The organism is Pseudomonas sp. Ors-4-3C, from assembly GCF_055755035.1.
This window is the reverse complement of the sequence record NZ_CM146900.1, coordinates 5,517,381-5,538,635: the sequence shown is the minus strand read 5'-3', so window position 1 is coordinate 5,538,635 and position 21,255 is coordinate 5,517,381. Positions and strand designations below refer to the sequence as shown.

The following is a 21,255-nucleotide window of genomic DNA, read 5'->3' as shown; positions in this document are numbered from 1 at the left end:
CATGGATATCAAACGCACGATCCTGATCGTCGCCCTGGCAATCGTGTCCTACGTTATGGTTCTTAAATGGAACCAGGACTATGGCCAAGCTGCCCTGCCGACTCAGAATGTTGCTTCCAGTACGACTGCATCCGGTTTGCCGGACACCGTTCCTGGCAATAACGCTTCCGCCAGTGACGATATTCCGCGTGCCGCAAGCGATACCAGCGCGCCTGTGGAAACTCCGGTCGCTGCCAGCAAGGATCTGATCCAGGTCAAAACCGACGTGCTCGATCTGGCGATCGATCCACAGGGCGGTGACGTTGCTCAACTGACTTTGCCACTGTATCCACGTCGTCAGGACCGTCCTGATGTGCCGTTTCAGCTGTTCGACAACGGCGGCGAGCGTACTTATCTGGCACAAAGCGGCCTGATCGGCACCAACGGTCCGGACGCAAGCCCGGCCGGTCGTCCGGTTTACTCCTCGGAGAAGAAAAGTTATCAACTGGCTGACGGTCAGGACCAACTGGTCGTCGACCTGAAGTTCAGCAAGGACGGCGTTAACTACATCAAGCGTTTCACTCTGAAACGCGGCCTGTATGACGTGACCGTGACCTACCTTGTGGATAACCAGAGCGCTCAGCCTTGGTCCGGTTCGATGTTCGCCCAACTGAAGCGCGACGCCAGTGCCGATCCTTCGTCGACCACTGCCACCGGTACCGCGACTTACCTGGGCGCCGCCCTGTGGACAAGTTCCGAGCCGTACAAGAAAGTGTCCATGAAAGACATGGACAAAGGTCAGCTCAAGGAAACCGTCACCGGTGGCTGGGTAGCCTGGCTACAACACTACTTCGTGACTGCATGGGTTGCGCCGAAGGGCGAAAACAACATCGTTCAGACGCGTAAAGACAGCAAAGGCAACTACATCATCGGTTACACCGGCCCTTCGCTGACCGCTGCACCGGGTGCCAAAGTTGAAACCAGCGCCATTCTGTACGCCGGTCCGAAAAGCCAGGCCGTGCTGAAAGAGTTGTCCCCAGGTCTGGAGCTGACTGTCGACTACGGCATTCTGTGGTTCATCGCTCAGCCGATCTTCTGGTTGCTGCAACACATCCACGCGATCGTGGGTAACTGGGGCTGGTCGATCATCTTCCTGACCATGCTGATCAAGGGCATCTTCTTCCCGCTGTCGGCTGCCAGCTACAAATCCATGGCGCGCATGCGTGCCGTGGCGCCGAAACTGGCTGCACTGAAAGAGCAACATGGCGATGACCGGCAGAAAATGTCGCAAGCCATGATGGAGCTGTACAAGAAAGAGAAGATCAATCCGCTGGGCGGCTGCTTGCCGATCCTCGTGCAGATGCCGGTTTTCCTTTCGCTGTACTGGGTTCTGCTGGAAAGCGTGGAAATGCGCCAGGCGCCGTTCATGCTGTGGATCACCGACCTGTCGATCAAGGATCCGTTCTTCATCCTGCCGATCATCATGGGCGCGACCATGTTCATCCAGCAGCGTCTGAACCCGACTCCGCCGGATCCGATGCAGGCGAAGGTCATGAAAATGATGCCAATCATCTTCACCTTCTTCTTCCTGTGGTTCCCTGCTGGTCTGGTGCTGTACTGGGTTGTGAACAACTGCCTGTCGATTGCCCAACAGTGGTACATCACGCGTAAGATCGAAGCGGCGACGAAAAAAGCCGAGGCGTAACTTACTCTGTGGATAACACCACTCAAAACGCCCCCTAGTGGGGCGTTTTGCTATCTGCCACTTTTGTCTGGATACCGGTTTATGAGCGCACCTCGTGAAACCATCGCTGCTGTCGCCACCGCTCAAGGTCGCGGCGGTGTCGGCATTGTCCGCATTTCCGGGCCGCTGGCCAGCGTTGCGGCCAAAGCCATTAGCGGCCGTGAACTGAAACCGCGTTACGCGCATTACGGTCCGTTTTTCAGTGATGACCGGCAGGTGCTGGACGAAGGTCTGGCCCTGTATTTCCCGGGACCGAACTCGTTTACCGGCGAAGACGTGCTTGAACTGCAGGGGCACGGTGGCCCGATCGTTCTCGACATGTTGCTCAAGCGTTGTCTGGAAGTGGGTTGTCGTCTGGCTCGCCCGGGTGAATTCAGCGAGCGCGCGTTCCTCAATGACAAACTCGACCTGGCTCAGGCCGAGGCCATCGCCGACCTGATCGAAGCCAGTTCTGCACAGGCTGCACGCAATGCCTTGCGCTCCCTGCAGGGGGCGTTTTCCCAGCGTGTGCATAACCTCACCGAACAACTGATCAGCCTGCGCATCTACGTCGAAGCCGCCATCGATTTCCCGGAAGAGGAAATCGACTTCCTCGCCGATGGCCACGTGCTGAGCATGCTCGACAAGGTGCGTGAAGAGTTATCCACTGTGCTGCGTGAAGCCGGGCAGGGCGCGTTGTTGCGTGATGGCATGACCGTGGTGATCGCCGGTCGTCCGAATGCCGGCAAGTCCAGTCTGTTGAATGCCCTGGCCGGCCGCGAAGCCGCGATCGTGACGGAGATTGCCGGCACCACCCGCGATATCTTGCGCGAACATATCCACATCGACGGCATGCCGTTGCACGTGGTGGACACCGCCGGTCTGCGCGATACCGATGATCAGGTAGAAAAAATCGGCGTCGAGCGTGCGTTGAAGGCGATCACTGAAGCGGATCGGGTGCTGCTGGTAGTCGACGCCACCGCGCCGGAAGCTGCAGATCCGTTTGCCCTGTGGCCGGAATTCCTCGAAACCCGGCCGGATCCGGCCAAGGTCACCTTGATCCGCAACAAGGCTGACCTGACGGGTGAAACAATCGCTCTCGAAGTCAGCGACGATGGCCACGTAACCATCAGCCTGAGCGCCAAATCCGCCGGCGAAGGTCTGGAATTGCTGCGCGAACACCTCAAGGCCTGCATGGGCTACGAGCAAACCTCGGAAAGCAGCTTCAGTGCCCGTCGCCGGCATCTGGAAGCTCTGCGCCACGCCAGTGCAGCGCTGGAACATGGTCGTGCACAGCTGACCTTGGCGGGTGCCGGTGAGCTACTGGCCGAAGATTTGCGCCAGGCACAGCACTCTCTGGGCGAAATCACCGGGGCATTCAGCTCCGATGACCTGCTTGGGCGGATCTTTTCCAGCTTCTGCATCGGCAAATAACCCTTCTGCTGTTCACAGACAGGCCCGTTCGCGGCCTGTCTGCACTCATCATTTCTCAATTCCTTTCTCCAGTGCCGGGCAGATTCTCTCGCCCTGAGCGGATTTCCGTTGCCCGCCAATCACTCATTCAGCTGATTTCTGTGGATTAAGCCCTGTGAATAACTGCCAATGAGGTCAGTTGATAACAGGGCCTAAAAACTGGATATAACTGCCTCTGTGGATAACCGCCCCATTCATCCACAGGCTTAAACCGGTTATCCAAGGGCCTCATTGGCACCTGATAACAGGGTTTTGAAACTCTGTACACATTGAATAATAAGGCCTGTAGCAATCTATCCACAGAAAGGTCGGTCAGTAAAAATAAACATAAAAACAAAGGTTTTATAAATTTCTCTCTTTTTTATTCTTTTAACTTCGAGTTCTCCACAGCTGGTTAAATTTTGTGCAAAGGGTTCTTTAGGAAGGGCGAAGTCCCTATACTTGTCGACCAGGTCCAGAAACCTGATCTCAAACTATTCCTGAATTACCTACTTAAGCAGGCACGAGGTGCGTGGTGGATTTCCCTTCCCGTTTTGAAGTGATCGTCATCGGCGGCGGTCATGCCGGTACCGAGGCAGCACTGGCCTCAGCACGTATGGGGGCAAAAACCCTGTTGCTGACGCATAACGTGGAAACCCTCGGTGCCATGAGCTGCAACCCGGCCATCGGCGGCATTGGCAAAAGCCATCTGGTCAAGGAAATCGACGCCCTCGGCGGCGCGATGGCCGTGGCTACCGATCTGGGTGGCATCCAGTTTCGCGTGTTGAACAGCCGCAAAGGTCCGGCCGTGCGGGCGACCCGTGCGCAAGCCGACCGGATTCTGTACAAGGCCGCTGTCCGCGAAATCCTCGAAAACCAGCCGAACCTGTGGATATTTCAACAGGCCGCTGACGACCTGATCGTCGAGCAAGAGCAGGTACGCGGTGTTGTCACCCAAATGGGTCTGCGTTTCTTCGCTGATTCCGTGGTGTTGACCACCGGTACCTTCCTCGGTGGACTTATCCACATCGGTTTGCAGAATTTCTCCGGCGGTCGCGCCGGTGACCCGCCGTCGATTGCCCTCGCGCATCGTCTGCGTGAACTGCCGCTGCGTGTCGGTCGCCTGAAAACCGGTACCCCACCACGCATCAATGGCAAGTCTGTGGATTTCTCGGTCATGACCGAGCAACCGGGCGATACGCCGATCCCGGTCATGTCGTTCATGGGCAACAAGGAACAACATCCACGCCAGGTCAGTTGCTGGATTACCCACACCAACGCCCGTACCCACGAAATCATCGCGGCGAACCTCGATCGTTCGCCGATGTATTCCGCTGCCGGCGAAATCGAGGGCATCGGTCCACGGTACTGCCCGTCGATCGAAGACAAGATCCATCGCTTTGCCGACAAGGAAAGCCATCAGGTGTTCATCGAGCCGGAAGGCCTGACCACCCATGAGCTGTACCCGAACGGGATATCCACAAGCTTGCCGTTCGACGTGCAATTGCAGATCGTGCAATCGATCCGCGGTATGGAAAACGCGCACATCGTGCGTCCGGGTTATGCGATCGAGTACGACTACTTCGATCCGCGCGACCTGAAGTACAGCCTGGAAACCAAAGTCATCGGCGGTCTGTTCTTCGCTGGCCAGATCAACGGCACCACCGGTTACGAAGAGGCCGGTGCGCAAGGTTTGCTCGCCGGGGCCAACGCCGCGTTGCGTGCCAAGGGCAAAGAAGCCTGGTGTCCGCGTCGCGATGAGGCGTACATCGGCGTGCTGGTCGACGACCTGATCACCCTCGGTACCCAAGAGCCGTACCGCATGTTCACTTCCCGTGCCGAGTACCGCCTGATCCTGCGCGAGGACAACGCCGACCTGCGTCTGACCGAAAAAGGTCGCGAGCTGGGTCTGGTCGATGACGCGCGTTGGGCGGCTTTCTGCAAGAAACGCGAAAGCATCGAACTCGAAGAGCAGCGCCTGAAAAGCACCTGGGTTCGCCCTGGCACGCAGCAGGGCGATGCCATTGCGGAAAAATTCGGTACGCCGCTGACTCACGAATACAACTTGCTCAATCTCTTGAGTCGTCCGGAAATCGACTACGCTGGTCTGGTCGAAGTGACCGGGCAGGGCGCCGAAGATCCACAGGTTGCCGAACAGGTCGAGATCAAGACCAAGTACGCCGGTTACATCGACCGTCAACAGGACGAAATCGCCCGCCTGCGCGCCAGTGAAGACACGAAACTGCCTGTGGATATCGATTACACCAACATTTCCGGTCTCTCCAAGGAGATCCAGAGCAAGCTCGGTGCGACGCGTCCGGAGACGCTCGGCCAGGCTTCGCGGATCCCGGGTGTGACCCCGGCAGCGATTTCGCTGTTGATGATTCATTTGAAAAAACGCGGCGCGGGCCGTCAGTTGGAGCAAAGCGCTTGAGTTCTAAGGTCACTTCGCAACACGCCGAAGAGTTATCCACAGGAGCCCGCGAGCTCGGTGTCAATCTCAGCGCAGCCCAGCACGAATTGCTGCTGGGTTACCTGGCCCTGTTGATCAAATGGAACCAGGCCTACAACCTGACCGCCGTACGCGATCCCGACGAAATGGTCTCGCGGCACCTGCTCGACAGTCTGAGCGTGATGTCGTTTATCGAAAACGGTCGCTGGCTCGACGTCGGCAGCGGCGGCGGCATGCCCGGCATCCCGTTGGCGATCCTGTATCCGGACTCGCAAGTGACCTGTCTGGACAGCAACGGCAAGAAAACCCGCTTCCTGACTCAGGTCAAACTCGAACTCAAACTGGATAACCTGCAAGTTATCCACAGTCGCGTCGAAGCCTTCCAGCCTGCCCAGCCATTCAACGGGATCATTTCCCGGGCGTTCAGCAGCATGGAGAACTTCACCAACTGGACTCGCCACCTCGGCGATGCCGACACGCGCTGGCTGGCAATGAAGGGCGTCCATCCGGCCGATGAGCTGGTAGCATTGCCGGCAGACTTCAAACTCGATAGCGAACACGCCTTGGCCGTACCCGGTTGCCAAGGCCAACGCCATCTGCTGATACTGCGCCGCACGGCATGATTGGGAACACAAGCAAGAATGGCTAAGGTATTCGCGATAGCGAACCAGAAGGGTGGTGTGGGCAAGACCACCACCTGCATCAACCTCGCAGCATCCCTGGTCGCGACCAAGCGCCGGGTGCTGTTGATCGATCTCGATCCACAGGGCAACGCCACCATGGGTAGCGGTGTGGATAAACATGGCCTGGAAAACTCGGTCTACGACCTGCTGATCGGCGAATGCGATCTGGCCCAGGCCATGCACTACTCCGAGCACGGCGGTTATCAACTGCTGCCTGCCAACCGCGACCTGACCGCGGCCGAAGTGGTTCTGCTGGAAATGCAGATGAAGGAAAGCCGTCTGCGCAGTGCGCTGGCGCCGATCCGTGAAAACTACGATTACATTTTGATCGACTGCCCGCCGTCGCTGTCGATGCTCACCCTGAACGCACTGGTTGCCGCCGATGGGGTGATTATCCCCATGCAGTGCGAATACTTTGCGCTCGAGGGTTTGAGCGACCTTGTGGATAACATCAAGCGCATCGCCGAACTGTTGAACCCGAACCTGAAAGTCGAGGGTTTGCTGCGGACCATGTACGACCCGCGCCTGAGCCTGATGAACGACGTCTCGGCGCAGCTCAAGGAACACTTTGGCGAACAGCTGTACGACACGGTGATCCCGCGCAACATCCGGCTGGCCGAGGCACCGAGCTACGGTATGCCCGCACTGGCCTACGACAAGCAATCGCGCGGCGCTCTGGCCTACCTGGCCCTGGCGGGCGAGATGGTTCGCCGTCAGCGCAAAAATTCACGCATCGCCGCTGCCCAGCCAACTTAAGGAATCCCCATGGCCGTCAAGAAACGAGGTCTCGGACGTGGACTGGATGCACTGCTGAGTGGTCCGACCGTCAGCGCGCTGGAAGAACAGGCGGCGCAGGCCGATACCCGTGAACTGCAACATCTGCCGCTGGATCTGCTGCAGCGTGGCAAATACCAGCCGCGCCGCGACATGGATCCACAGGCGCTGGAAGAGCTGGCGCAGTCGATCAAGTCGCAAGGCGTGATGCAGCCGATCGTGGTTCGCCCGATTGGCGGTGGCCGTTTTGAGATCATCGCCGGTGAACGCCGCTGGCGCGCCAGCCAGCAGGCCGGGCAGGAAACCATCCCGGCAATGGTCCGTGATGTGCCGGATGAAACTGCGATCGCCATTGCGCTGATCGAGAACATCCAGCGTGAAGACCTGAACCCGATCGAGGAAGCAGTCGCCTTGCAGCGCCTGCAGCAGGAATTCCAGCTCACTCAACAACAGGTTGCCGAGGCTGTGGGTAAGTCTCGCGTGACTGTGGCTAACCTGTTGCGGCTTATTGCACTGCCGGAAGTCATCAAGACCATGCTGTCCCACGGTGACCTGGAAATGGGTCATGCCCGGGCTTTGCTCGGTCTGCCGGACAATCAGCAGGTGGAAGGGGCGCGACATGTTGTCGCACGCGGCCTGACTGTGCGCCAGACTGAAGCACTGGTTCGCCAGTGGTTGAGTGGTAAACCGGAGCCTGTGGAAGCTGCCAAACCCGACCCGGATATCGCCCGGCTCGAACAGCGTCTGGCCGAGCGCCTAGGCTCTGCGGTGCAGATTCGCCACGGGAAGAAGGGAAAAGGTCAGTTGGTGATCGGTTACAACTCCCTCGATGAGCTTCAAGGTGTGCTCGCACACATCCGCTGAAACATTTCCTCATGTAGCGCGCAGTCGGAAATCACTACCTGACAGTTGAATAGGGGCAGAACCGCCCCTATACTCTGCGCGCATTTTGTCGGCACAAATTATGCCAAGTTATTGAATTTCGGCAGCCGACCATTGGAGAGCAATCGTGATGGAAACCCGCAAGCCAAACCGCCTGCCGTTCCATCGCCTGGCGGTTTTTCCGGTGTTGATGGCTCAATTTGTCATTTTGCTCATTGCCGCTTTGGCGCTCTGGCAATGGCACGGAGTCGTTGCCGGATACTCGGGACTTTGCGGAGGCCTGATAGCCTTGCTGCCCAATGTTTATTTCGCTCACAAGGCATTTCGGTTTTCCGGCGCCCGAGCAGCCCAGTCCATCGTCCGGTCATTTTATGCCGGCGAGGCAGGCAAACTGATTTTGACGGCAGTGCTGTTTGCACTGGTGTTTGCAGGTGTGAAGCCATTGGCGCCGATCGCAGTATTCGGCGCTTTCGTGCTGACTCAGTCGGTCAGCTGGTTCGCTCCCCTGCTGATGAGAACAAGACTTTCGAGACCTTAGGGCGTTTGAGGCAACCATGGCAGAAACAACCGCTTCGGGCTATATCCAGCACCACTTGCAGAACCTGACCTTCGGTCAGCTACCTAACGGCGGCTGGGGCTTTGCCCACACCGCAGCAGAAGCCAAGGAAATGGGCTTCTGGGCTTTCCACGTCGATACCCTCGGCTGGTCGGTCGCGCTGGGTCTGATCTTCGTTCTTCTTTTCCGCATGGCGGCAAAGAAAGCGACTTCGGGTCAGCCAGGTGCTTTGCAGAACTTCGTTGAAGTATTGGTCGAATTCGTCGATGGCAGCGTGAAAGACAGCTTCCATGGCCGTAGCCCGGTGATCGCACCGCTGGCACTGACCATCTTCGTCTGGGTGTTCCTGATGAACGCCGTCGACCTGGTACCGGTCGACTGGATTCCTCAGCTGGCCATCCTGATCACCGGCGACCACCACATCCCGTTCCGCGCCGTGTCGACTACCGACCCGAACGCGACCCTGGGCATGGCGTTCTCGGTTTTCGCACTGATCATTTTCTATAGCATCAAGGTCAAGGGCATCGGCGGCTTCATCGGCGAACTGACCCTGCACCCGTTCGGCAGCAAGAACATCTTCGTTCAGGCCCTGCTGATCCCGGTGAACTTCCTGCTGGAATTCGTGACTCTGATCGCCAAACCGATCTCTCTGGCTCTGCGTCTGTTCGGCAACATGTATGCCGGCGAGCTGGTGTTCATTCTGATCGCTGTGATGTTCGGCAGCGGCCTGCTCTGGCTGAGCGGCCTGGGCGTTGTTCTGCAGTGGGCGTGGGCGGTGTTCCACATCCTGATCATCACCCTGCAGGCGTTCATCTTCATGATGCTGACCATCGTCTACCTGTCGATGGCGCACGAAGAAAACCATTAAGAGCAGCCTCGGCTGATCTGATGTCCCTCCCGGTCAAACGGGAGGGGGCTCTTAAACGGGCCTCTGAAACGATTTGTTTTACCGCTTTAATCTAAAAAACCTAAACCATACGACGTAAAAGTCGGGAGGAAAGATGGAAACTGTAGTTGGTCTAACCGCTATCGCTGTTGCACTGTTGATCGGCCTGGGCGCACTGGGTACCGCAATTGGTTTCGGCCTGCTGGGCGGCAAGTTCCTGGAAGGCGCAGCGCGTCAGCCAGAAATGGTTCCAATGCTGCAAGTTAAAATGTTCATCGTTGCCGGTCTGCTCGACGCCGTAACCATGATCGGTGTTGGTATCGCTCTGTTCTTCACCTTTGCGAACCCGTTCGTTGGTCAGATCGCTGGCTAATTACCCGGATTCTTCCGAGTAATTTGGTGTGATGGACAACGTAACTGCGAGGTGTTGGCGTGAACATTAATGCGACCCTGATTGGCCAGTCCGTTGCGTTCCTGATTTTTGTACTGTTCTGCATGAAGTATGTATGGCCTCCGGTCATCGCTGCTCTGCACGAACGTCAAAAGAAGATCGCTGATGGTCTGGACGCTGCCAGCCGAGCAGCTCGCGACCTGGAGTTGGCCCAAGAGAAAGCGGGTCAGCAACTGCGCGAAGCGAAAGCTCAGGCAGCTGAAATCATCGAGCAAGCCAAGAAACGCGGTAACCAGATTGTCGAAGAGGCTGTTGAAAAAGCCCGTGTCGACGCTGACCGTGTGAAGGTTCAGGCTCAAGCCGAGATCGAACAGGAACTGAACAGTGTCAAAGACAAGCTGCGCGCCCAAGTGGGCTTGCTGGCTGTCGGCGGCGCCGAGAAGATCCTGGGTGCCACAATCGATCAAAACGCGCACGCAGAGCTGGTTAACCAACTGGCTGCTGAAATCTAAGCGAGGGCGATCATGGCAGAACTGACCACGTTGGCCCGACCTTACGCTAAGGCGGCCTTCGAGCACGCTCAGGCCCACCAGCAACTGGCCAATTGGTCAGCCATGCTCGGCCTGGCAGCAGCGGTGTCGCAAGACGACACCATGCAGCGCGTGCTCAAGGCCCCGCGACTGACGAGCGCAGAAAAGGCCGCCACGTTCATTGACGTGTGCGGCGACAAGTTCGATGCCAAGGCACAGAATTTCATCAATGTCGTTGCCGAAAACGACCGTCTCCCGCTTCTGCCGGAGATCGCCGCTCTGTTCGACCTGTACAAGGCCGAACAAGAGAAATCGGTAGACGTTGAAGTGACCAGTGCTTTTGCATTGAACCAAGAACAGCAAGACAAACTCGCCAAGGTTCTCAGTGCACGACTCAACCGGGAAGTGCGCCTGCAAGTCGAGGAAGACAAATCCCTTATTGGGGGTGTTGTCATCCGCGCCGGCGACCTGGTTATCGATGGCTCGATTCGCGGCAAAATCGCGAAACTTGCCGAAGCATTGAAATCTTGAGTTTGAAGGGGCAGCAGAGCAATGCAGCAACTCAATCCTTCCGAAATAAGTGAAATTATCAAGGGCCGCATCGAAAAACTCGATGTGACCTCCCAAGCCCGTAACGAAGGCACTGTCGTCAGCGTATCTGACGGCATCGTGCGGATTCACGGTCTGGCCGACGTCATGTACGGCGAGATGATCGAGTTTCCGGGCGGCGTCTACGGTATGGCCCTCAACCTGGAGCAAGACTCCGTAGGTGCCGTTGTACTGGGCGCATACACCAGTCTGGCTGAAGGCATGAGCGCCAAGTGCACTGGCCGCATCCTCGAAGTTCCGGTTGGCAAGGAACTGCTGGGTCGCGTAGTCGACGCACTGGGTAACCCTGTTGACGGCAAAGGTCCACTGGGCAACACCGAGACCGACGCGGTCGAGAAAGTTGCACCGGGCGTGATCTGGCGTAAGTCGGTAGACCAGCCTGTACAGACTGGCTACAAGGCTGTCGATGCCATGATCCCTGTCGGCCGTGGCCAGCGTGAGCTGATCATCGGTGACCGTCAGATCGGTAAAACCGCTCTGGCGATCGACGCGATCATCAACCAGAAAGACAGCGGCATTTTCTGCGTCTACGTGGCAATCGGTCAGAAGCAATCGACCATCGCCAACGTGGTTCGCAAGCTGGAAGAAAACGGTGCACTGGCTAACACCATCATCGTTGCAGCGAGCGCTTCGGAATCTGCAGCACTGCAATTCCTGGCTCCGTACTCCGGTTGCACCATGGGTGAATTCTTCCGCGACCGCGGTGAAGACGCGCTGATCGTTTATGACGATCTGTCCAAGCAGGCAGTGGCTTACCGCCAGATTTCCCTGCTGCTGCGCCGTCCACCAGGCCGTGAAGCTTACCCAGGCGACGTGTTCTATCTCCACTCCCGTCTGCTGGAGCGCGCATCCCGCGTTTCGGAAGAGTACGTAGAGAAGTTCACCAACGGCGCAGTGACCGGCAAAACCGGTTCCCTGACCGCACTGCCGATCATCGAAACCCAGGCTGGCGACGTTTCCGCGTTCGTTCCGACCAACGTGATTTCCATCACCGACGGTCAGATCTTCCTGGAATCGGCCATGTTCAACTCGGGCATCCGCCCTGCAGTGAACGCCGGTGTTTCGGTATCCCGTGTGGGTGGTGCCGCTCAGACCAAGATCATCAAGAAGCTGTCCGGTGGTATCCGTACCGCTCTGGCTCAGTACCGTGAACTGGCGGCATTCGCCCAGTTCGCTTCTGACCTGGACGAAGCGACCCGTAAGCAACTTGAGCATGGTCAGCGCGTTACCGAGCTGATGAAGCAGAAGCAATACGCGCCAATGTCGATCGCCGACATGTCGCTGTCGCTGTATGCCGCTGAGCGTGGGTTCCTGACTGACATTGAAATCGCCAAGATCGGCAGCTTCGAGCAAGCGCTGATTGCTTACTTCAACCGCGATCACGCCGATTTGATGGCCAAGATCAACGTTAAAGGTGACTTCAATGACGAAATCGACGCTGGCCTCAAAGCCGGTATCGAGAAGTTCAAGGCCACCCAAACCTGGTAAGCCGCAGCGGGAGCCGCAAGGCTCCCGCTTGCTAACCTGATAGGTGTTACATGGCAGGCGCAAAAGAGATTCGCAGTAAGATTGCGAGCATCAAAAGCACGCAAAAAATTACCAGCGCCATGGAAAAAGTGGCGGTCAGCAAAATGCGCAAGGCACAAATGCGCATGGCTGCTAGCCGTCCTTATGCGGAGCGTATCCGCCAGGTAATTGGGCATCTGGCCAACGCCAACCCGGAATACCGCCACCCGTTCATGATCGACCGCGAAGTAAAGCGTGCCGGTTATGTCGTAGTGAGCAGTGACCGTGGTCTGTGCGGCGGCTTGAACACCAACCTGTTCAAGGCCCTGGTCAAGGACATGGCGGTAAACCGCGAAAACGGCGTCGAGATTGATCTGTGTGTAGTGGGTAGCAAGGGTGCGGCCTTTTTCCGCAACTTCGGCGGTAACGTCGTTGCAGCTATCAGCCACCTGGGTGAAGAGCCGTCGATCAATGATCTGATCGGCAGCGTCAAGGTGATGCTGGATGCCTACCTGGACGGCCGTATTGACCGCCTGTCCGTGGTATCCAACAAGTTCATCAACACCATGACGCAACAGCCTACCGTGGAGCAGTTGATTCCACTGGTGGCGACCCCGGATCAAGAACTCAAGCACCACTGGGACTACCTCTACGAACCAGACGCCAAAGAGCTGCTTGACGGCTTGATGGTGCGCTACGTGGAGTCGCAGGTGTACCAGGCGGTGGTCGAGAACAACGCGGCCGAACAAGCTGCGCGGATGATCGCGATGAAGAACGCTACCGACAACGCCGGTGATTTGATCAGCGATTTGCAGCTGATCTACAACAAGGCGCGTCAGGCTGCGATCACCCAAGAGATCTCGGAAATCGTCGGCGGCGCTGCCGCGGTTTAACGGTTCAAATATTCAGAGGATCCAGCTATGAGTAGCGGACGTATCGTTCAAATCATCGGCGCCGTTATCGACGTGGAATTTCCACGCGACAGCGTACCGAGCATCTACGACGCCTTGAAGGTTCAAGGCGCCGAAACCACTCTGGAAGTTCAGCAGCAGCTGGGCGACGGCGTGGTACGTACCATTGCGATGGGCTCGACCGAAGGCTTGAAGCGCGGTCTGGGCGTCAACAACACTGGCGCAGCCATCTCCGTACCGGTCGGTAAAGCGACTCTGGGCCGGATCATGGACGTACTGGGCAACCCGATCGACGAAGCTGGCCCGATCGGCGAAGAAGAGCGCTGGGGTATCCACCGCGCCGCTCCTTCCTTCGCTGAACAAGCTGGTGGCAACGAGCTGCTGGAAACCGGCATCAAGGTTATCGACCTGGTTTGCCCGTTCGCCAAGGGCGGTAAAGTCGGTCTGTTCGGTGGTGCCGGTGTAGGCAAAACCGTAAACATGATGGAACTGATCCGTAACATCGCCATCGAGCACAGCGGTTATTCCGTGTTCGCCGGTGTGGGTGAGCGTACTCGTGAGGGTAACGACTTCTACCACGAGATGAAGGACTCCAACGTTCTGGACAAAGTGGCACTGGTTTACGGTCAGATGAACGAGCCGCCGGGAAACCGTCTGCGCGTAGCTCTGACCGGCCTGACCATGGCCGAGAAGTTCCGTGACGAAGGTAACGACGTTCTGTTGTTCGTCGACAACATCTACCGTTACACCCTGGCCGGTACTGAAGTATCCGCACTGCTGGGCCGTATGCCTTCGGCAGTAGGTTATCAGCCGACTCTGGCTGAAGAGATGGGCGTGCTGCAAGAGCGCATCACTTCGACCAAGCAAGGTTCGATTACTTCGATCCAGGCGGTATACGTACCTGCGGACGACTTGACTGACCCGTCGCCAGCTACCACCTTCGCCCACTTGGACGCCACCGTCGTTCTGTCCCGTGACATCGCTTCCCTGGGTATCTACCCGGCGGTAGACCCACTGGACTCGACTTCGCGTCAGCTGGATCCGAACGTGATCGGCAACGAGCACTACGAAACCGCTCGCGGTGTTCAGTACGTGCTGCAGCGCTACAAAGAGCTGAAGGACATCATTGCGATCCTGGGTATGGACGAGCTGTCGGAAGCCGACAAGCAGTTGGTAAACCGTGCTCGTAAGATCCAGCGCTTCTTGTCGCAGCCGTTCTTCGTGGCTGAAGTCTTCACCGGTGCTTCGGGTAAATACGTTTCCCTGAAAGACACCATTGCTGGCTTCAAAGGCATCCTCAACGGTGACTACGACCACCTGCCAGAACAAGCGTTCTACATGGTTGGCGGCATCGAAGAAGCGATCGAGAAAGCCAAGAAACTGTAATCCCGGCGCCCGGCAACGGGCGCTAATTTAGGTTGAGGCAATCAGATGGCTATGACAGTCCATTGCGATATCGTCAGCGCGGAAGGGGAAATCTTTTCCGGCCTGGTCGAGATGGTGATTGCGCACGGTGCACTGGGTGATCTTGGTATCGCTCTGGGTCACGCGCCGCTGATCACTAATCTGAAGCCAGGTCCGATCCGCCTGATCAAGCAAGGCGGGGAAACCGAGGTGTTCTACATCTCCGGTGGTTTCCTCGAGGTTCAGCCGAACATGGTCAAGGTTCTTGCCGACACTGTGCAACGTGCCGCCGACCTGGATGAAGCTCAGGCTCAAGCAGCCCTCAAGGCTGCCGAAGCTGCTCTGCACGAGAAGAGCGCAGATTTCGATTACGGAGCTGCGTCCGCACGTCTGGCCGAGGCTGCAGCTCAGCTGCGCACCGTCCAGCAGATCCGCAAGAAGTTTGGCGGTTAATCCGTCAGCCACTTGTTGTGTGATTGATAAAAAAGGGTAGCCTCGGCTACCCTTTTTTCTTTTCCGATTTTTACAACCCGGTCGCAGTTGCTGACCACCCAGGATTGGTAGCCAGTCATGTCTCTCGAAATCGTTATCCTCGCGGCCGGTCAAGGCACCCGTATGCGTTCGGCGTTGCCGAAAGTGCTGCACCCGGTTGCCGGCAATTCCATGCTTGGCCATGTTATCCACAGCGCGCGGCAGCTTGATCCGCAGCGCATTCACGTGGTCATCGGTCACGGTGCTGATGTGGTGCGCGAGCGCCTGGCGGCTGACGATCTGAATTTCGTGCTGCAGGACAAGCAATTGGGTACTGGTCATGCAACGGCTCAGGCTGTGCCGTTCATCACCGCCGATACCGTGCTGATTCTCTACGGTGATGTGCCGCTGATCGAAGTCGAAACCCTGCAGCGTCTGCTCAAGCACGTCGTACCGGGCCAGATGGGCCTGTTGACGGTAGAGCTCGAAGATCCGACCGGTTACGGCCGTATCGTACGCGACGCGAACGGCAAGGTTGCCGCCATCGTTGAGCATAAAGATGCCAGCGAAGCTCAGCGCGCAATCACCGAAGGCAACACCGGCATCCTCGCCGTTCCGGCCAATCGTCTGGCTGACTGGATGAGCCGTCTGTCGAACAACAACGCACAGGGCGAGTACTACCTGACCGACGTGATCGAAATGGCGGTCAACGATGGCCTAGTGGTCGCCACTGAACAACCGCACGACCCGATGGAAGTGCAGGGCGCCAACGATCGCAAGCAACTCTCCGAGCTGGAGCGACATTACCAGTTGCGCGCCGGCCGCCGGCTGATGGCGCAAGGCGTGACCCTGCGTGACCCGGCGCGTTTCGATGTGCGCGGTGAAGTGACCGTTGGTCGCGATGTGCTGATTGACGTCAACGTGATTCTCGAAGGCAACGTTGTTATTGAAGACGACGTGGTGATCGGCCCGAACTGTGTAATCAAGGACAGCACCTTGCGCAAAGGCGTGGTGATCAAGGCCAACAGCCACATCGAAGGTGCGGTTCTCGGTGAAGGCAGCGATGCCGGTCCGTTCGCCCGTCTGCGCCCAGGCACCGTGCTCGAAGCACGCGCACATGTGGGTAACTTCGTCGAACTGAAAAACGCCCGCATGGGCGAGGGCGCCAAGGCCGGGCATCTGACCTACCTGGGCGATGCCGAAATTGGCGCACGCACCAACATTGGCGCGGGCACCATCACCTGCAACTACGATGGCGCCAACAAGTGGAAAACCGTGTTGGGCGAGGACGTGTTCATCGGCTCCAACAACTCGCTGGTGGCGCCTGTGGATATCTCGTCCGGTGCAACCACGGCGGCCGGTTCGACCATCACGCAGAATGTGGATAACGCCCAGTTGGCCGTTGGTCGCGCGCGGCAAAAGAATATCGATGGCTGGAAGCGGCCGGAGAAGATCAAGAAGAACTGAGTTATCCACAGCTGCACTTAATGCTTGAATCCAAATGTGGGAGCGGGCTTGCTCGCGAATGCGGTATTTCAGTTTCACATTTCAGTGACTGACCCTCCGCATTCGCGAGCAAGCCCGCTCCCACTTTCGTCTGGGTCGTTTCTAAAATTTTCGATCTGTCGCTTGACGATTTATGACCGATAGGTTTTGATTTCTTCCGTTATCTTTCGAATCGAAACTTAAGCCGCCATGTCGAAACGCAATACGCCCCAACGCCGGCACAACATCCTCGCCTTGCTCAATGAGCAGGGCGAAGTCAGTGTGGATGAACTGGCCAAGCGCTTCGAAACATCGGAAGTTACGATCCGCAAGGATCTGGCCGCGCTGGAAAGCCATGGACTGTTGCTGCGCCGTTACGGCGGGGCGATCACCATGCCGCAGGAACTGGTGGCAGAACCCGGCCAGAGCGTTTCGAAATACAAACAGGCAATTGCCCGCGCTGCCGTCAAACGCATTCGCGAGCACGCCCGCATCATCATCGACAGCGGCAGCACCACCGCCGCGATGATTCCCGAGCTTGGCCTGCAGCCGGGCCTGGTGGTCATGACCAACTCCCTGCACGTTGCCAACGCTTTGAGCGAACTCGAACACGAACCGGTGCTGCTGATGACCGGTGGCACCTGGGATCCGCATTCGGAATCCTTTCAGGGCCAGGTGGCCGAGCAGGTACTACGCTCTTACGACTTCGACCAATTGTTTATCGGCGCTGATGGCATCGATCTGGTGCGCGGTACCACCACGTTCAATGAACTGCTCGGTTTGAGCCGAGTGATGGCCGACGTGGCGCGGGAAGTGATCGTGATGGTCGAGGCCGACAAGATCGGCCGCAAGATTCCCAACCTGGAGCTGCCGTGGAGCAGCGTCCATACCCTCATTACCGATGATCGCCTGCCTATCGACGCACGCGATCAGATTCAGGCCCGCGGTATCACCGTGATTTGCGCGGCTGTCAGTCAGGAGAAATAAGCATGTGTGGAATTGTCGGCGCAGTTGCTGAACGTAATATCACCGCCATCCTGCTCGAAGGCCTCAAGCGCCTTGAATACCGCGGCTATGACAGCGCCGGCGTGGCGGTTTTCACCAACGATGAAAAGCTTGAGCGCATGCGCCGTCCGGGCAAGGTCAGCGAACTGGAAACAGCGCTGGCCGCACAGCCGCTGGTTGGCCGTCTCGGTATCGCCCACACCCGTTGGGCCACCCACGGCGCACCATGCGAGCGTAACGCGCACCCGCATTTTTCCGGCGATATCGCCGTGGTGCACAACGGCATCATCGAAAACCACGAAGCCCTGCGTGAGCAATTGAAAGCGCTGGGTTACGTGTTCACTTCGGACACCGACACCGAAGTCATCGCTCACCTGCTGAACCACAAACTCAAGGATCAGCCTGACCTGACCGTCGCGCTCAAAGCCACGGTCAAGGAACTGCACGGTGCCTACGGTCTGGCCGTGATCAATGCACAGCAACCGGATCGCCTGGTTGCCGCACGCAGTGGCAGCCCGTTGGTGATCGGCCTGGGCCTGGGCGAGAACTTCCTCGCGTCCGACCAGTTGGCCCTGCGCCAGGTCACTGACCGCTTCATGTACCTGGAAGAAGGTGATATCGCCGAAATTCGCCGCGATAGCGTGCAGATCTGGGATGTTGATGGCAAAACCGTCGAGCGCCAGACCGTACAATACAGCGATGGCGCCGAAGCCGCCGACAAGGGCGAATTCCGTCACTACATGCTCAAGGAAATCCATGAGCAACCGTCTGTGGTACAGCGCACCCTCGAAGGTCGTCTGAGCCCGAACCAAGTGCTGGTTCAGGCTTTCGGTCCACAGGCTGCCGAGCTGTTCGCCAAAGTGCGCAACGTGCAGATCGTCGCCTGCGGTACCAGTTATCACGCCGGCATGGTTGCGCGTTACTGGCTCGAAGAACTGGCCGGTATTCCGTGCCAGGTCGAAGTCGCCAGCGAATTCCGCTACCGCAAGGTGGTGGTGCAGCCAGACACCCTGTTCGTGACCATCTCGCAGTCCGGCGAAACCGCCGACACCCTGGCCGCGCTGCGTAACGCCAAAGAGCTAGGCTTCCTCGCCAGCCTGGCAATCTGCAACGTCGGCATCAGCTCGCTGGTGCGTGAGTCCGACCTGACTCTGCTGACCCAGGCCGGTCGCGAAATCGGCGTGGCCTCGACCAAAGCGTTCACCACGCAACTGGTTGGCCTGTTGCTGCTGACCCTGTCTCTGGGTCAGGTGCGCGGGACCTTGGGCAAAGACGTCGAAGCCACGTTGGTGGAAGAGCTGCGTCGCTTGCCGACTCGTCTGGGCGAAGCGCTGGCGATGGACAGCACGGTGGAAAAGATCGCCGAACTGTTCGCCGAAAAGAACCACACCCTGTTCCTCGGCCGTGGCGCGCAATTCCCGGTGGCGATGGAGGGCGCCTTGAAGCTCAAGGAAATCTCCTACATCCACGCCGAAGCCTATCCTGCTGGCGAGCTGAAACACGGTCCGTTGGCGCTTGTGGATAACGACATGCCGGTGGTCACGGTGGCGCCGAACAACGAACTGCTGGAGAAGCTCAAGTCCAACCTGCAGGAAGTCCGTGCCCGTGGCGGTGAACTGATCGTGTTCGCCGACGAGAAAGCCGGGATGACCAACGGCGAAGGCACCCACGTGGTGCAGATGCCGCACATCCACGACATCCTCTCGCCGATCCTCTACACCATCCCGCTGCAGTTGTTGTCCTACTACGTCGCCGTGCTCAAGGGCACCGACGTCGACCAGCCGCGCAACCTGGCCAAGTCGGTGACGGTGGAATAAGTTATCCACAGCTGACATTGACCCGCAAAAATCGCAGCCTCGGCTGCGATTTTTGTATCTGATTCGAGGACATCCATGGACCGCTTCCAGGAAATGCAGATCTTCGCCACGGTGGCCCAGGAGCAGGGCTTCTCGGCAGCGGCGCGGCGTCTGGGTTTGTCCGCCGCCAGTGTCACCCGGGCGGTGGCGGCGCTGGAGCAGCGCATCGGTACGCAGTTGTTGATTCGTACCACGCGCAATATGCACCTCAGCGAGGCCGGTCAGCGTTATCTGGAAGACTGTCGGAGAATTCTCGTCGAGGTGCAGGAAGCCGAGGATTCGGCGGCCGGCAGTCACGCCCAGCCCCGTGGGCAATTGACGGTGACGGCGCCGGTTTTGTTCGGCGAGTTGTTCGTCACGCCGCTGATGGCCGGCTATCTGACGCAGTACCCGGACGTTTCGATCAATGCGCTGTTGGTCGATCGGGTGGTGAGCATGGTCGAGGAGGGCATTGATGTCGCGGTGCGCATCGGTGAGTTGCCGGACAGCAATCAGCACGCGATCCGTGTCGGCGAGGTGCGGCGGGTGATCTGTGCTTCGCCGGCCTATCTGGCACAGCACGGTCGTCCCGAGCATCCGCAGGCGCTGGCCGGCGCGCCGGTGGTGGCGACTTCGTCCATCGGCCAGTTGCGTAGCTGGCCGTTTGTGGACCAGGGCGAAGCGATCAGCGTGCGGCCCGAGCCGAGGCTGGTGGTCACCGCCAATCAGGCGGCGATTGCCGCGGCCTGCCTGGGGTTGGGGCTGACCCGGGTGTTGTCCTATCAAGTCGCCGGCAAGGTGGCGTCAGGTGAGCTGGAAATCGTCCTCGCCGACTTCGAACTGCCGCCGCTGCCGATCCACGTGGTGTATCAGGGCGGCCGCAAGGCGCCGGCGCGGGTGCGCAGTTTTGTCGACTATGCGGTGAAGGCTCTGCGTGAGCATCCGGCGCTGCAGAACGCGGCGTTATTTCATCCGGTGAAATAATCGATTGCGATTGCTGGTGATTCTATTGCTTTGAGGATGGGTGGAAGATGGCCTCCATCGGCGCTGCCATCCCGAACGGCGCCACCTCCAGCGGAGTCGACCATGCAAGCGATCAAACTCTACAACTTCCCGCGTTCCGGCCACGCCCATCGGGTGGAGCTGATGCTGTCCCTGCTGCAACTGCCGACTGAACTGATCCTGGTCGATCTGGCCAAGGGTGAGCACAAGCAGGCGCCATATCTGGCGATCAACAGTTTCGGCCAGGTGCCGGCGATCGACGATGGCGGCGTGGTGTTGGCCGATTCCAACGCGATTCTGGTGTATCTGGCGCTCAAGTACGGCAATGGCCGTTGGCTGCCCACCGATCCGCTGGGCGCTGCGCGGGTCCAGCGCTGGTTGTCGGTGGCGGCGGGGCCGATTGCCTTTGGCCCGGCGGCAGCACGCCTGGTCACGGTGTTCGGCGCGCAACTGAATGCCGAGGAACTGATCACCCGCGCGCACAACCTGCTCAAGGTGATGGAACTGGAACTGGGCAAGACCCCGTACCTGGCCGGCAGCGAGCCGACCATCGCTGACGTATCCGCCTACAGCTACATCGCCCATGCGCCGGAAGGCAACGTGTCGCTGGATGACTACGCCAACGTGCGTGCCTGGCTGGCGCGTGTCGAAGCCTTGCCCGGTTTTGTCGGCATGCCGCGTACCGTCGCCGGTCTGCAGAAGACTGCTTGAGGGTTGGG

Annotated in this window: 20 protein-coding genes; all 20 read left to right on the top strand. The window is 58.4% G+C overall.

Annotated features, from left to right (window positions below):
• Position 1: 1 nt before the first annotated feature.
• The 20 genes from yidC to ACVHNU_RS25010 all read left to right on the top strand — a co-directional run bounded on the left by yidC (position 2) and on the right by ACVHNU_RS25010 (position 21,247).
• Positions 2-1,684: a membrane protein insertase YidC gene (gene yidC / locus ACVHNU_RS25105; protein ID WP_025112252.1), complete on the top strand. Its 1,683-nt coding sequence runs from the start codon at positions 2-4 to the stop codon at positions 1,682-1,684.
• An 81-nt stretch (positions 1,685-1,765) separates the two neighbouring features.
• Positions 1,766-3,136: a tRNA uridine-5-carboxymethylaminomethyl(34) synthesis GTPase MnmE gene (gene mnmE / locus ACVHNU_RS25100; RefSeq protein WP_473018501.1), complete on the top strand. Its 1,371-nt coding sequence runs from the start codon at positions 1,766-1,768 to the stop codon at positions 3,134-3,136.
• Between the two features lie 553 nt (positions 3,137-3,689).
• Positions 3,690-5,588 (top strand): tRNA uridine-5-carboxymethylaminomethyl(34) synthesis enzyme MnmG, encoded by a 1,899-nt coding sequence (gene mnmG / locus ACVHNU_RS25095; protein ID WP_473018500.1) that lies wholly within the window; start codon positions 3,690-3,692, stop codon positions 5,586-5,588.
• Positions 5,585-6,229, top strand: a complete 645-nt coding sequence (rsmG, locus tag ACVHNU_RS25090; RefSeq protein ID WP_003229789.1) for a 16S rRNA (guanine(527)-N(7))-methyltransferase RsmG — start codon at positions 5,585-5,587, stop codon at positions 6,227-6,229. Before mnmG ends, rsmG begins: the two co-directional genes overlap by 4 nt.
• An 18-nt stretch (positions 6,230-6,247) precedes the next feature.
• Positions 6,248-7,045 carry a ParA family protein gene (locus ACVHNU_RS25085; RefSeq protein WP_003229787.1) on the top strand — a complete coding sequence of 266 codons (798 nt, stop codon included), beginning with the start codon at positions 6,248-6,250 and terminating at the stop codon, positions 7,043-7,045.
• 9 nt (positions 7,046-7,054) lie between these two features.
• Entirely contained in the window at positions 7,055-7,927 is an 873-nt protein-coding gene (locus ACVHNU_RS25080) for a ParB/RepB/Spo0J family partition protein (protein WP_003229785.1), read from the top strand.
• 148 nt (positions 7,928-8,075) lie between these two features.
• The gene (locus ACVHNU_RS25075) at positions 8,076-8,483 is read left to right on the top strand and encodes a F0F1 ATP synthase subunit I (protein ID WP_003229783.1); all 408 of its coding nucleotides are present in this window, start codon (positions 8,076-8,078) and stop codon (positions 8,481-8,483) included.
• Between the two features lie 16 nt (positions 8,484-8,499).
• A complete protein-coding gene (atpB, locus tag ACVHNU_RS25070) occupies positions 8,500-9,369 on the top strand; it encodes a F0F1 ATP synthase subunit A (RefSeq protein WP_003229782.1) in 870 nt (289 codons plus the stop codon).
• A gap of 133 nt (positions 9,370-9,502) precedes the next feature.
• Positions 9,503-9,760: a F0F1 ATP synthase subunit C gene (gene atpE, locus ACVHNU_RS25065; RefSeq protein ID WP_003097235.1), complete on the top strand. Its 258-nt coding sequence runs from the start codon at positions 9,503-9,505 to the stop codon at positions 9,758-9,760.
• Between the two features lie 59 nt (positions 9,761-9,819).
• Positions 9,820-10,290, top strand: a complete 471-nt coding sequence (locus tag ACVHNU_RS25060) for a F0F1 ATP synthase subunit B (RefSeq protein WP_003229781.1) — start codon at positions 9,820-9,822, stop codon at positions 10,288-10,290.
• Positions 10,291-10,302: 12 nt separating this feature from the next.
• Complete coding sequence (locus ACVHNU_RS25055; RefSeq protein ID WP_003229779.1) at positions 10,303-10,839, top strand: F0F1 ATP synthase subunit delta; 537 nt, start codon at positions 10,303-10,305, stop codon at positions 10,837-10,839.
• 21 nt (positions 10,840-10,860) lie between these two features.
• The gene (gene atpA, locus ACVHNU_RS25050) at positions 10,861-12,405 is read left to right on the top strand and encodes a F0F1 ATP synthase subunit alpha (protein ID WP_003229777.1); all 1,545 of its coding nucleotides are present in this window, start codon (positions 10,861-10,863) and stop codon (positions 12,403-12,405) included.
• A 50-nt stretch (positions 12,406-12,455) separates the two neighbouring features.
• Positions 12,456-13,316, top strand: coding sequence for a F0F1 ATP synthase subunit gamma (atpG, locus tag ACVHNU_RS25045; RefSeq protein ID WP_003229775.1), 861 nt, complete (start codon positions 12,456-12,458; stop codon positions 13,314-13,316).
• Positions 13,317-13,343: 27 nt separating this feature from the next.
• On the top strand, positions 13,344-14,720 hold the full coding sequence (atpD, locus tag ACVHNU_RS25040) for a F0F1 ATP synthase subunit beta (protein ID WP_003229774.1): 1,377 nt from the start codon (positions 13,344-13,346) through the stop codon (positions 14,718-14,720).
• Positions 14,721-14,765: 45 nt separating this feature from the next.
• On the top strand, positions 14,766-15,191 hold the full coding sequence (locus tag ACVHNU_RS25035) for a F0F1 ATP synthase subunit epsilon (RefSeq protein ID WP_003229772.1): 426 nt from the start codon (positions 14,766-14,768) through the stop codon (positions 15,189-15,191).
• Between the two features lie 117 nt (positions 15,192-15,308).
• On the top strand, positions 15,309-16,676 hold the full coding sequence (gene glmU, locus ACVHNU_RS25030) for a bifunctional UDP-N-acetylglucosamine diphosphorylase/glucosamine-1-phosphate N-acetyltransferase GlmU (protein ID WP_201136176.1): 1,368 nt from the start codon (positions 15,309-15,311) through the stop codon (positions 16,674-16,676).
• A 228-nt stretch (positions 16,677-16,904) separates the two neighbouring features.
• Positions 16,905-17,681: a DeoR/GlpR family DNA-binding transcription regulator gene (locus ACVHNU_RS25025; protein ID WP_045122690.1), complete on the top strand. Its 777-nt coding sequence runs from the start codon at positions 16,905-16,907 to the stop codon at positions 17,679-17,681.
• 2 nt (positions 17,682-17,683) lie between these two features.
• Positions 17,684-19,516: a glutamine--fructose-6-phosphate transaminase (isomerizing) gene (glmS, locus tag ACVHNU_RS25020; RefSeq protein ID WP_473018499.1), complete on the top strand. Its 1,833-nt coding sequence runs from the start codon at positions 17,684-17,686 to the stop codon at positions 19,514-19,516.
• Positions 19,517-19,591: 75 nt separating this feature from the next.
• Positions 19,592-20,518, top strand: coding sequence for a LysR family transcriptional regulator (locus ACVHNU_RS25015; RefSeq protein ID WP_473018498.1), 927 nt, complete (start codon positions 19,592-19,594; stop codon positions 20,516-20,518).
• A gap of 102 nt (positions 20,519-20,620) precedes the next feature.
• Complete coding sequence (locus ACVHNU_RS25010; protein ID WP_003229768.1) at positions 20,621-21,247, top strand: glutathione S-transferase family protein; 627 nt, start codon at positions 20,621-20,623, stop codon at positions 21,245-21,247.
• Positions 21,248-21,255 lie beyond the last annotated feature (8 nt).